The 12,214-nt window shown below is 65.0% G+C and carries 12 protein-coding genes; 3 read left to right on the forward strand and 9 right to left on the reverse strand.

Features of this window, described 5'->3' with window-relative positions; all coding sequences use genetic code 11:
- Position 1: 1 nt before the first annotated feature.
- Complete coding sequence (locus tag AC0L30_RS01050) at positions 2-1,060, forward strand: YeeE/YedE family protein (RefSeq protein WP_473403692.1); 1,059 nt, start codon at positions 2-4, stop codon at positions 1,058-1,060.
- Here the strand turns inward: AC0L30_RS01050 and AC0L30_RS01055 are convergent.
- Complete coding sequence (locus tag AC0L30_RS01055; protein WP_007593794.1) at positions 1,039-1,953, reverse strand: DMT family transporter; 915 nt, start codon at positions 1,951-1,953, stop codon at positions 1,039-1,041. The genes AC0L30_RS01050 and AC0L30_RS01055 overlap by 22 nt on opposite strands.
- Positions 1,954-2,054: 101 nt before the next feature.
- Between AC0L30_RS01055 and pdxR the strand changes: the two genes are divergently transcribed.
- Positions 2,055-3,485 (forward strand): MocR-like pyridoxine biosynthesis transcription factor PdxR, encoded by a 1,431-nt coding sequence (gene pdxR / locus AC0L30_RS01060; RefSeq protein ID WP_473254877.1) that lies wholly within the window; start codon positions 2,055-2,057, stop codon positions 3,483-3,485.
- A 10-nt stretch (positions 3,486-3,495) separates the two neighbouring features.
- Here the strand turns inward: pdxR and AC0L30_RS01065 are convergent, their stop codons facing one another.
- Genes AC0L30_RS01065 through AC0L30_RS01085 form a run of 5 tightly spaced genes read right to left on the reverse strand, consistent with a single transcriptional unit; the run spans position 3,496 to position 8,258 of the window.
- Positions 3,496-4,719, reverse strand: a complete 1,224-nt coding sequence (locus tag AC0L30_RS01065) for a bifunctional alpha/beta hydrolase/OsmC family protein (protein WP_007593789.1) — start codon at positions 4,717-4,719, stop codon at positions 3,496-3,498.
- Between the two features lie 26 nt (positions 4,720-4,745).
- Complete coding sequence (locus tag AC0L30_RS01070) at positions 4,746-5,408, reverse strand: sulfite oxidase-like oxidoreductase (protein ID WP_473254865.1); 663 nt, start codon at positions 5,406-5,408, stop codon at positions 4,746-4,748.
- Positions 5,409-5,411: 3 nt separating this feature from the next.
- On the reverse strand, positions 5,412-6,734 hold the full coding sequence (locus AC0L30_RS01075; protein WP_473254866.1) for an MFS transporter: 1,323 nt from the start codon (positions 6,732-6,734) through the stop codon (positions 5,412-5,414).
- Positions 6,735-6,767: 33 nt separating this feature from the next.
- Positions 6,768-7,991 (reverse strand): cytochrome P450, encoded by a 1,224-nt coding sequence (locus tag AC0L30_RS01080; protein WP_007593782.1) that lies wholly within the window; start codon positions 7,989-7,991, stop codon positions 6,768-6,770.
- Between the two features lie 57 nt (positions 7,992-8,048).
- Positions 8,049-8,258: a ferredoxin gene (locus AC0L30_RS01085; RefSeq protein WP_007593780.1), complete on the reverse strand. Its 210-nt coding sequence runs from the start codon at positions 8,256-8,258 to the stop codon at positions 8,049-8,051.
- A 135-nt stretch (positions 8,259-8,393) separates the two neighbouring features.
- Between AC0L30_RS01085 and AC0L30_RS01090 the strand changes: the two genes are divergently transcribed.
- The gene (locus AC0L30_RS01090) at positions 8,394-9,041 is read left to right on the forward strand and encodes a TetR/AcrR family transcriptional regulator (RefSeq protein WP_007593778.1); all 648 of its coding nucleotides are present in this window, start codon (positions 8,394-8,396) and stop codon (positions 9,039-9,041) included.
- Here AC0L30_RS01090 and AC0L30_RS01095 read toward each other — a convergent pair.
- The 3 genes from AC0L30_RS01095 to AC0L30_RS01105 all read right to left on the reverse strand — a co-directional run bounded on the left by AC0L30_RS01095 (position 9,038) and on the right by AC0L30_RS01105 (position 12,212).
- Entirely contained in the window at positions 9,038-9,688 is a 651-nt protein-coding gene (locus AC0L30_RS01095; RefSeq protein ID WP_007593776.1) for an aspartate/glutamate racemase family protein, read from the reverse strand. The genes AC0L30_RS01090 and AC0L30_RS01095 overlap by 4 nt on opposite strands.
- 148 nt (positions 9,689-9,836) lie before the next feature.
- Positions 9,837-10,850, reverse strand: a complete 1,014-nt coding sequence (locus AC0L30_RS01100) for an amino acid ABC transporter substrate-binding protein (protein ID WP_007593774.1) — start codon at positions 10,848-10,850, stop codon at positions 9,837-9,839.
- 12 nt (positions 10,851-10,862) lie between these two features.
- Positions 10,863-12,212 (reverse strand): aspartate aminotransferase family protein, encoded by a 1,350-nt coding sequence (locus AC0L30_RS01105; protein ID WP_007593772.1) that lies wholly within the window; start codon positions 12,210-12,212, stop codon positions 10,863-10,865.
- Positions 12,213-12,214 lie beyond the last annotated feature (2 nt).

The raw sequence follows: 12,214 nt of genomic DNA on the forward strand, positions 1-12,214 counted from the left end.
GATGGAATCGTCCACCCAGCTCGTCATCCTCGCCGGCCTCGTCATTGGCCTGGTTTACGGCGCCGTCGGCCTGCTCAGCGGCTTCTGCCTGATGAGCAGCATGCGCGGCTGGCTATCGGACGGGGATGGGCGGTTGGTACGAACCTATGCGCTGGCGATCGCGGTCGCGACCGCAGCGAGCCAATTCCTCGCCGGCAACGGCATGGTAGATCTCGGCAAATCGATCTACCTGCAACAGTCCTTTTCGGTGCCGGTGCTGTTTCTCGGCGGACTTCTGTTTGGCTACGGCATGGTGCTGTCGAACGGCTGCGGTTCGCGCGCGCTGGTGCTGCTCGGTCGCGGCAATCTCCGCTCCTTCGTCGTGGTGGTCGTGCTCGCCATGGCCGCGCAGATGACGCTCAAGGGCCTGATCGCGCCGGCGCGCATCGCGCTGGTCCAGGCCTCGCAAACCACGGTCAACGTGAATTCGCTGCCGTCACTGTTGGCCGTGTTCGGTCCGGCTGAAGCGGTTTCGCGCGCGATGGCTGCTGCTGTCGTCGTCGTTGTGCTGATCCTGTTTGCTTTCGCGCACCCAGCGTTCCGGCGTTCGCCCGGCCAGATTGCGGCCGGCGTCATCGTCGGTCTCCTCGTCGCCGGAGGCTGGTTCGTCACCGGCTATCTCGGCGCGGATGATTTCAACCCCGTGCCGGTGACATCGCTCACCTTCGTCGCGCCGATCGCGGACAGCCTGCAATATGCCATGCTCTCGACCGGCCTGACGCTGAACTTCGGCATCACGACAGTTGCCGGCGTCTTCGCCGGCAGTCTGGTCACCGCGCTTGCGACGGGCCGTTTCCATCTCGAAGGCTATTCCTCGCCACGCCACATGCTGCGATCGGCGGGTGGCGCCGCGCTGATGGGCATCGGCGGCGTGATGGCGTTCGGTTGTTCGATCGGACAAGGGCTCACCGGCGTGTCGACGCTCGCGCTGGGGTCGTTCGTCGCCGTCGCCGGCATCCTGCTCGGCACGACGGCTGGCCTGCGCGGGATGCTGCGCGTTCAGCCTCTCGCGGTGGCCTGACCGCGCAGCAGACGATCGCCGAGCGTTGCGAGACCGATGCCGGTAACGATCAGCGCGGCCGCAATCACAAGACTCATGTCGATCGGCTCACCCAGCAGGATTGCAGCGCTGGCGATGCCGACGAGTGGCGTCCCGGTGGTGCCGAGTGACGTCGTCAGCGCCGAGATGCTCTTGTTGACCATCGACATCGCCCAATAGGCCAGCGCCGTCCCGATCAAGCCGGAATACAGGAACAGCAGCACGAGCCTCCACGACCATTCCGCGTGCGGCAGGCCGTGCGTGACGGCCGCCGATCCCGTCAGCACGATCGTCGCCACGAGCACCTGCCAGATCAAAAGCTGGAGCGGGGACGCGATCCAGCGATGCGCGCGGATGTAGATGATGTTCGCGGCCCATGAAATCGCGGCCAGGATGATCATGCCGGCGCCGAGTACGACGTTGGTGTTGGTCCAGTCGATCGATGCCGGATTCAGGATCACGGCAAGGCCGATCAGCCCGAGCAAGGCGCCGGCCAGCTTTGGCGCGGTCAGCGTGTCCTTCCCGAGCAGCGGCGCGGCGATCGCGACCCAGAGCGGCGTGGTGTAGCCCAGCACGATGGCCTTGCTCGCCGGCAGGAAGCGCACACCAGTCGCAACCAGCACCGAGAACACCGTCATGTGCAGCAGTGCGACGCTGAGGATTACCGGAATGTCGCGCCGCTCCGGGATCACCAGATTGTTGCTCAATCCGAGGATCGCGAACAATCCGGCCAGCGCGATCCAGCTCCGGATTGCCGACGTCCACAGGGGCGGGAGGAACTGGACGAGCTGCTTCGTCACCGACCAGTTCACGCCCCAGGCCAGCACGACGATGAGGAACAGGCCGACGGCCGCGCGGGGGGAAAGGGAGTTCATCTCGGAGGTCCTTGAAGCAGTCCAGTCCAGCGAATAGCATCCCGCTTGGCGCCTGAAAAAGTGCCAGATCGGAAAGGATTAAGGTGCCAGTTCCGGAAAGCATGATCTCCGCTCTGATCGACCTGAACCGGTCCGACGACGAGGGGCTGGTGGCTCAACTGACGAGCCAGCTCCGAAGCTTGATCGCGACGGGCCGTCTCGGCAAAGGCCGCACGCTGCCGTCGAGCCGCCGGCTTGCGAGCGATCTCGGCGTCTCGCGCAACACCGTCAGCTATGCGTTCGAGCAGCTCGCCGCCGAGGGATATCTCGAAGCCTCGCGCGGCCGCCGTCCGATGGTCACGGTCGACGGGGGCGAGCGCGTCGCAGAGGCGGGCGCCGTCGCATCTCGCATGCGCCCTGGCAAGCCGCGGCTTTCGCCCTGGGCGTCGAGCCTCACGCAGACCGACTGGCCGATGTCTTATCAGGCGCGACTAAGACCCTTGCGTCCCGGGCACGGCGATTTCAGGGAGTTTCCAAACGAGGTCTGGGCGCGTTGCCTGCGCCGCAGCGCCGTGCGCGCGGCGAAGCGCGAGCTCGGACCGGTCAACCGGACGCGCCTGCGCGAGGCGCTGGCGCATTATCTCGCGACCAGCAGGGGCGTGCGCGCGACGGCGGATCAGATCCTGATTCTGCCGAGCGCACAGGCTGCGCTGACCTTGATTGCGGCTGCCCTCATCACGCCCGGTGACGAGGTCTGGGTCGAGGATCCCGGCTATCCCGGCGCCGCCGCCGCCTTCCGCGCGTCCGGTGCGCGCGTGACCGGGATAGGATTGGACGAGCAGGGCATGCAGCGGATTCCGGGGATGGCGACCCCGACATTGATCTTCATGACGCCGTCGCACCAGCACCCGACCGGTCGCCTGATGTCGCTATCGCGCCGCACGGAATTTCTTGGCCTGAGCAGGCCCGGCAAGACCTGGATCGTGGAGGACGATTACGACGGCGAATTCCACTACGACAGCCGGCCGGTGCCGGCCTTGCAAGGACTCGATGCCCATGGCCGCGTGTTCTATGTCGGCACGTTCTCCAAAGTCATGACCGCGGACATCCGGCTCGGCTATCTCGTCGTACCGCGGGCCCTGGTCGGTACTCTCGAGATCGTACAGCGGCACATCGGACTGATCGCCGCGAGCCACATCCAGGAGGCGCTGGCCGAGTTCATTGCCGACGGGCATTTCCTGGCGCATCTGCGCCGGATGCGCCGGCTCTATCACGCCCGCCGCGATCACCTCGTGGAGGGACTAGCCGGCCATTTGGGCGACGTGCTCTCTGCCGAAGTGCCCCCGGGCGGCATTCAGCTCGTTGCGCGCCTCAAGCGCGGTCGCGCCGATCAGACGGCGGTCAAGCGGCTGGTCGAAGCGGGCGTTGAAACGCGTGCCCTGTCCGGCTTGGCACTGGGCAGGCCGCGCGATCACGGTCTGTTGCTCGGCTTCGCGGCCTGGCGCGAAAGCGAGATCACCGCGGCATTGCGGACGATGGCGTCGTGCTTCTAGCGCAATCGCGCTAGTCCACAGCCTTGGTCACGATGCGGATTTCCGAGGTCAGCGTCCGGTGCACCGGGCACTTGTCGGCGATCTCCATCAATTTCTTGCGCTGCTCGGGATCGAGCGCGCCGTCCATCGCGATGTCGCGCTCGATCTGGTCGAGCATGCCATCGCGCGTCTCGCACTCCGCGCAGTCTTTTGCATAGATCTTGGAATGCTTCAGCGAGACGGTGACACGATCGAGCGGCAGCGACTTGCGGTCGGCATAGAGACGCATGGTCATTGAAGTACAGGCCCCGAGGCCAGCGAGCAGGAGATCGTAGGGACCAGGGCCGGCATCCTCGCCGCCGGCGGCGACCGGCTCGTCCGCGATGAGCTGATGCGGTCCGACGGTGACGACCTGGTTGAACTTGCTCTTGCGGGTCTCCTGCACCACGACCCGGCGCGGTGCCTCGGGGAGATCCATCGCCTTCGCAGGCTTCGCCGTGTCGATGTACCGGCTCGCCCAGGCCGCGATCACGTCGGCTGCGTAGAGCGCGTCGGCCGGCTTGCTCAGCAGATGATCGGCGTGGTCGAGCGAGACGAAGCTCTTGGGATGCCGAGCGGAGACGAAGAGCTTCGTCGCATTGTCGATGCCGACGGTATCGTCGAGCGGAGAATGCATGACCAACAGCGCCTTGTGCAGGCCGGTGACGTCCTTCATCAGCTCGTGCTCGGCGATATCGTCGAGGAATTCGCGCTTGATCCGGAACGGGCGTCCCGCAAGCGAGACTTCGACCTCACCTTGCATGCGAATGTCGTCGAGATGCTCTTTGAACAGGCCGGTGACGTGGGCGGGATCGGATGGTGCCGCAATGGTCACAACCGCCTTGGCTTCCGGGATTTGTCCTGCTGCCGCAAGGATCGCGGCGCCGCCGAGGCTGTGACCGATCAGGATTGACGGCGCCTTGCGGACGCTACGCAGATGATCGGCCGCGCGCACGAGATCGGCCACGTTGGAGGAAAACGTCGAATTGGCGAAATCCCCTTCACTGGAGCCGAGCCCGGTGAAGTCGAAGCGCAGCACCGCGATACCCTTGGCTGCGAGTGCGACCGAGATGCGTTTGGCGGCCAGCGTGTCCTTGCCGCAGGTGAAGCAATGCGCGAACAGCGCGAAGGCCCCGGGCTCGCCGTCCGGCAATTCGAGCGTGGCCGAAAGCTGATGGCCGCCTTCGCCCGTGAACTGAAAGCGTTCCGTCGACATGGGCTTTCCCCCGTCCTTGCTTGAACCTAATCGTCCGAATAGCGCTGCTCTGCCCAGGGATCGCCGCGATTATGATAGCCGCGGACCTCCCAGAAGCCCGGAGCGTCCTCGGTCAGGAATTCAATCGACTGAACCCATTTGGCGCTTTTCCAGAAATACAGATGCGGCACGACCAGCCGCACCGGGCCGCCATGTTCGTCCGACAATGGCTCACCGGACCAGCTATGGGCGAGCAATGCATCCTCGGCGGCAAAGTCGTCCAGCGCGAGGTTGGTGGTGTAGCCGTCGTGAGAATGCAACACGACGAAGCGCGCGTCCTCGCGCGGCCGGCAGGCCGCGAGCAGCTCGCGCGTGGCGAGCCCCTCCCACTCATTGTCGTAGCGCGACCAGGTGGTGACGCAGTGGATGTCGGAGGTGAACTGCGCCTGGTTCTGGGCGACGAACTCGGCAAAGGTCCAGAACACGGGGTTCTCGACCGCGCCAAAGACATCGAGCCGCCAGCGCTCGCGCGAAACCGGCGGCACGACGCCGAGATCGAGCACCGGCCAGTCTTTTGTCAGATGCTGGCCGGGCGGCAGGCGCTGATCTTCCGGTCGCGCGATCTTGCCGGTCAAAAAACGGCCTTCGCGCGCCCATCTCTCCTTGGTGCGCGTCAGCTTGCTGTCGGGCGGCTCGTTGTCTTCGGCCATCGGCTACTCGTGGCGATGCATCGCGGAGGCGTGCTTGGTGTCGCGCATGGTGGAATAGATGATCAGTGACAGGCAGATGACGCCGGCGAGATAGTAGTAGAACCACTCCTCATGCCCGATGCTCTTGAAATAGAGCGCGATCGCGGGCGCCGTGCCGCCGAACATCGAGACGGTGATCGCATAGGGCAGGCCGACGCCGAGGGCGCGGACATTGGTCGGGAACAGCTCGGCCTTCACTACGGCGTTGATCGAGGTGTATCCGGCGACGAACAGCCAGGCCCCGCAGATCAGGATGAACGCGATGAAGGGCGACTTGGTCTCCTTCAGCGTCATCAGCAGCGGCACGGTTGCGAGCGTGCCGGCGACGCCGAAGGAGATCAGCAGCGGTTTGCGGCCGATCTTGTCGGAGATGGCGCCATAGATCGGCTGTAGGATGGTTGCGAAGATCAGCGTGCCGAAGATCACGAAAGTGGTCTGGTCCTCGGTCAGCCCCACCGAAAGCTTGACGAAGGTCTGCATGTAAGTGGTGAAGGTGTAGAACGCGGCGGTGCCGCCGGCGGTCAGGCCGACCACGAGCAAAAGCTCGCGCGGATACTTCAGCAGGTTCGTGATCGAGCCGGTCGGCTTCACCACCTTCTTGGCCTCTTCAAACGCTTCAGTCTCGTGCAGATTGCGCCGCATCACTGCAGCAAAGATCGCGAGCGCAGCACCGATCGCGAACGGGATGCGCCAGCCCCAGGCTCTCAGTTCCTCCGGCGTGAGGAAGATTTTTTGCAGAAGCAGCAGCACGATGATCGCGGTGAGCTGGCCGCCGATCAGGGTGACGTATTGAAAGCTCGAATAGAAGCCGCGGTGCTTGGGGTCGGCGACCTCGCTGAGATAGGTGGCGCTGGCGCCGTATTCGCCGCCGAGACTCAAGCCTTCGATGACGCGGGCGAGCGCCAGGATCACCGGCGCGGCGAAGCCGATCGTGGCGTAGGTCGGCGTCAACGCGATGATCAGGGAGCCGAAGCACATGAAGACGACCGACAGCGTCAGCGAGATGCGCCGCCCGTAATGATCGGCGATATAGCCGAACAGCCAGCCGCCCAACGGCCGCATCAGGAATGTCGCCGCGAATACGACGGCGACATTCAATTGTTGGACGACAGGATCGTTGCCGGGAAAGAAGGCGGGAGCGAAATAGAGCGCGAACGCGGTATAGGCGTAGAAGTCGTACCACTCGACGAGATTGCCGATCGAGCCGATGAAGATCGCCTTGATCCGGCGCTTGGCGTCGGCGACGTCAATATGGTCGGAAGCCGGTCGGGTTATTTGCTCAGTCACGTCCGGCCTCTCGGTATTGCTCTTTGGAGAGGTCTACATCGCCTTTCCAAGCAAAAATGGCAACTGGCGGGGGCCTCTGACGGTTCCCTGTGACCAGGTCACCGTGCCTGCCGGATCGAGGGCGAAGTCCGGAATTCGCTTCAGCCATTCCTCCAGCGCAACCTGCATCTCCATGCGCGCAAGGTTCGAGCCGACGCAGCGGTGGATGCCGAGGCCGAACGCGGCGTGGCGGTTCTCGCGGCGATCAATCACGACCTTGTCAGCATCCGGAAACATTTTCGGGTCACGGTTGGCGGCCGGGAAGGACAGCAGCACCATGTTGCCCGGCTTGACCGGGCAGCCTGAGACCGTTGTCTCCTTGACCACTTCGCGCGCCATCGTCACCGGCGAATAGGCCCGCAGCAGCTCTTCCACCGCGGTCGGGACCAGCCCGGGCTCGGCGACCAGGCGCTCGCGGTCGGCGGGCGTCCGGGCGAGGTGCCAGAGCGAGGAGCCGATCGCGCTCCAGGTGGTGTCGATGCCGGCAATCAGGAGCAGGCGCAACGAGCCCAGCACATGCGAATCCTCGAGCGGATTGCCGTCCTTGTCCCTGGCATTCATCAGGTAGGAAATAAGATCGTCGGTCGGCTTGGTCTTGCGCGCCTCGATGTGGGCGCTGAAATAGACGGTCATCTCCTGCACGGCCTGGAGCAGCGTGTTTTCATCCTTGATGCCAAGTTCCAGGATCATGTGGATCCAGCGGATGAAGAGATCGCTGTCTGTCTCGGGGATGCCGAGCATGTGTGCGATCGCGCGAACCGGAATGTGCTTGGTGTAGCGCTCTGCCGCGTCCAGTCGGTCTTCCGTGATGAAACCGTCGATCAACTCGTTGCAGATCGCGCGCACCCGCGGCTCCAGCTTCTTCATCGCGTCCGGCGTGAACGGCGGCAGCAGCAATTGCTTGGCTGGCTTGTGCACCGGCGGATCGGACGTGATCGGCGGGGCGGAGTTTCTGCTGGTGATCTCCGGTCGAACGTCACGGACGATGATGCGGCGTGAGGAGAAATGCTCACTGTCATTGGCGATCTCGCGCACCGCTTCATAGGTCGTCGGCAGGTAGCAGCCGAGGAAGCGCTCGGTATGCACGACCGGGCTTGCGGCGCGCAGCTCGTCCCAGATCGGGAAGGGATCTTCCGTCCATTGCGGATCGGTGTGGTCGAAATCATGGACCCAGTCGGTCACGGGCGGATGGGCGGCGGGCTGGCTGATGTCGGACATCTCGAAATCCCTTGGGGCTCGTGGTCGCGGAAGGCACGCGGGCAGAGGCGGGACGCGCTACTCCTCGATCACGTCGATCGCGATTTCCGGACAATTGGATTTGGCAAGCCAGGCCTTGTCTTCGAGGCCGGGTGGGACCGTGCCGTCGCCGGCCTCGTGGGCGTTGCCGTATTCGTCGAGCTCGAACAGCTCCGGCGCCAGCGCGTTGCAGCGCGCGTGCCCCTGGCATCTGTCGGGATCGACGTGAACCCTCAGTCGCTCTGTCATGGCGGCTTCCTCGGTCGTGTGCGCTCCAGCCCGAAGGCGGCGCGCGCTCCCATTTGCGTTTTTGTTCAAGTTATAGGCTATTACATTCGCGGCAGGCTTCCCCTGTCAAGCGCAAACTTATAGGCTCTGCGCAACATGCGTTCACAACTTGCCCGCAAGCCCGAGAATACCTACCACCACGGCGATCTCCGCGACGCCTTGATCAAGGCCGCGCTGCGCGAAGCCGAGCAGGGCGGGACGGAGGCGATCAGCATCAAGGCGCTGGCAAAGCAGCTGGGTGTCTCGCAGCCGGCGCCCTACCGGCATTTCGCCGATCGCGAGGCGCTGCTTGCGGCGGTGACGGCGGAGGCGTTCCGGCAGCTCAGCGCGCTTCTGCGTGCGGCGATGGCAAAGCCGTCGAAGCGATCGAAGCTGTCGCTGCTGGCGCAGGCGACGCTGGATTTCGGCTTACGCCGCAATGGCATCTACCGCTTGATGTTCGCTTCGCGCACGGTGTCGTGTGCGGCGAAAGGCAGCGAGCTGCACGAAGCGACACGCGAAACGTTTGCGCTCGTGATCGAGGCACTGGAAGCTCCGGCAGTCGATTACCTGCGCGAGCGGCAGGCGCTCAAGATCTGGGCGGCGCTGCATGGCGTGGTGATGCTGGCCGAGCAGGGGCTGTTCACCGGCGAGGCGGCCCATGCCACGCGCGAGGACCTTGTCGAGGATTTTGTCAGCGAAACGAAGGCCGCGCTTGCGGCGGCGATCAAGGGCGCGCGACGCCGGAAAAAGGCCGGCGCTTAAGCCTTCGCCGCCAACAGCTTCATCAGCTTCTCGACGGCGCTGTCAGGCGTGGTCACGACAGGGCGACCGGTAGCTTCTGCAACGAGGGGCGCAGTTGCCGCGATGCTGAACTGCGCGAGCGCGACGACGTCGCAATCGCGCAAATCATGTGAGGATTCCACGATCAGCCGGTCATGCGTAGCGCGGTCGCCACGGTCGAGTGCGGCCAGCGCGCCTTCGGCAAGTTTGGGCACGACCTGGACAGAGGCAGGAAACTCCGGCGGCATCGAGGCCAGCGTCGGCGCGAAGGTCGAGAGCAGGCCGATACGCCGGCCCATCGTCACTGCCCGCTCGATCATGGCTTCGTTCGGCTTGAGCACCGGCATCGGCGCATGCGCGCGCGCAACCGCCTCGATGCAGGGACCGAAGGCCGAGCAGGTGAACAGGATCGCATCCGCGCCTGTCGCCGCGGCGTAGCGACCGAGCACAAGAAAGCGTTCGGTCATGGCATCATTGAGCTTGCCCTCACGCGCCAGATCCGCCGACAGGCTGTCGTCGAGCAGGTTCATCAGCCGCGCTTCCGGCCACGCCTTCGCGAACGCAGCTTCGATCGGGGCGATGGAATGCTTGAGGGCGTGGATCAGGGCGATGCGAAGGGACGTCGGCATTGAACGTTACTACCTGGTAGATCTCGTGCCCCGGACGCGGCGCAATGCGGAGTATTGCGCCGCAGAGCCGGGGCCCATTGTGGCCGCTGGGTCCCGGCTCTGCGCAGCAGCGTTGCACGCTGCAGCGCGTCCGGGACACGAGAGGCGTTTACTTGAACGGCACCGCGTACATCAAGCCGCCCTTGCTCCAGAGGCCGTTGAGGCCGCGCTCGAGCTTGAGCGGGCTCGCCTTGCCGACATTGCGCTCGTAGATCTCGCCGTAATTGCCGGTGGCCTTGATGGCCGTGACCAGCCATTTGTTGTCGAGCCCGAGCCGGGAGCCGAGATCGCCGGAGGCACCGAGCAGGCGTTGGATCGCGGGCGTCTGCGACTTCGCCATCTCGTCGACATTGCCTTGTGTGACGCCAAGCTCTTCGGCCTCGATCAAGCCGTAATGCAGCCAGGTGATGATGTCGCTCCAGACTTCATCGCCATTGCGGGTGAAGGGGCCGAGCGGCTCCTTGCTGATGGTCTGCGGCAGCACGACGTAGTCGGCCGGGTTCGGCGCCGCGGTCGTCACGGCGCCTGCGAGCGCGGAAGCGTCTTGGGTCATGGCATCGCAACGGCCGCCGAAGAAGGTCTGGTACATGGTGTCGACGCGGTCGAACACCAGCGGCTTCCAGTCGATGCCGTTGGCGCGGCCGTAATCGCCGAGCGTGACCTCATGCGTGGTGCCCTGCGCGACGCAGACGGTGGCGCCCTTGAGGTCCTTGATCTCCTTCACGCCGAGGTCTTTCTTCACCACAAAGCCCTGACCGTCGTAGAAGTTGATTGGGCCTTGCCGCAGGCCCAGCGTGACGCCGCGCAGATAGGTCTGCGTCGAGTTGCGGTAGAGCACGTCGATCTCGCCGGACTGGAGCGCGGTGAAGCGGTTCTGCGCGGTCAGCGAGACGTAACGCACCTTGCTGGCATCGCCGAGCACGCCGGCGGCGAGCGCGCGGCAATAATCGACATCGAGACCCTTGTAATTGCCTTGCGAGTCCGGCGCGGAGAAGCCGGCAAAACCGGCGCTGACGCCGCATATCAGCGTGCCGCGGCCCTTCACAGTGTCGAGCGTCGCCGCCGATGCGACCACGGTCGATGCCGCGAGCACGCCGGCTATGATAACCACTTTCCTCATCATGTTATTCTCCCCTCAGTGATTGACACGACGCAATACGTTGTCGACAGCCGTGCCGAGCTTGTCGACGATCAGATCGATCTCGTCAGCCGAAACGATATAGGGTGGCGCCAACAGCACGTGGTCGCCACGGACGCCGTCCACGGTGCCGCCGCCGGGATAGCAGCCGAGGCCGTCGGCGAGGGCCTCCGCCTTGATCTTCTGGTTCAGCTTCAGCGCGGGATCGAACGAGGTCCGGCTGCCGCGATCGGCGACAAGCTCGATCGCCCAGAACAGGCCGCGGCCCCTGATGTCGCCGATATGGCGGTGGTTACCGAAACGCTCGGTGAGCCGCTGCTCGAGCTGCTTGCCGCGCTCCTTGACCCGGTCGAGCAAGCCGTCCTCGCGGATCACGTCCTGCACCGCGAGCGCGGCAGCGCAGGCGAGGGGATGCGCCAGATAGGTGTGGCCGTGCAGGAAGGCGCCCGAGCCGGCGCGAATGGCGTCGATGATCTTGCCACTGGTGAGCATTGCACCGATCGGCTGGTAGCCGCCGCCGAGGCCCTTGGCGATCGCCTGGATGTCGGGTGCCACGCCTTCCTGCTCCCATGCATGCGTGGTGCCGGTGCGGCCCATGCCGCACATGACCTCGTCGAGGATGAGCAGGGCACCGTGTCGGTCGCAGATCTCGCGGACCGCCCTGTAATAACCGTCCGGCGCGGTCACGGCACCTGCGGTGGCGCCGACGACGGGCTCTGCGAGGAACGCGGCGACCGTATTGGGACCGAGGCGCTGAAACTCGGCTTCGAGTTCGGCCGCAAGCCGGGCGACGAATTGCGCATCGGATTCGCCATCGTGCTTCTCGTGATAGGCGAAGGCCGGGGTCACGTGGCTGAAGGCGTCGGAGAGCAGCGGCGCATAAGGCGCACGCCGCCAGGCATTGCCGCCGGCAGCCAGCGCGCCGAGCGTATTGCCGTGATAGCTCTGGCGCCGGGCGATGAAATGCTGCCGCTGCGGCTCGCCGCGCTCGATGAAATATTGCCGGGCGATCTTGATGCTGGCTTCGACCGCTTCCGACCCGCCGCTGACGAAATAGGCGTAGGCGAGGCCGCCGGGCTCATGGCCGACCAGCCTCTCGGCCAGCGCCTCGGCCGGCTCGGACGAGAAGAACGCCGTGTGGGCGTACGCCAGTGTCGAGGCCTGCTTCGTCAGCGCCGCGATGACGCGTGGATGCTGGTGGCCAAGGCAAGAGACCGCCGCGCCGCCGGAGGCATCGATCACGCGGCGTCCGTCCTCGGCAAAGAGATAGACGCCTTCGCCGCCGATTGCCTTGGGCGGCGTTTCGCGCAGCGAGCGATGCAGCACGCGGCTGGTGCGAGCGGCCATGG

Source organism: Bradyrhizobium sp. MI1.11 (assembly GCF_055811255.1).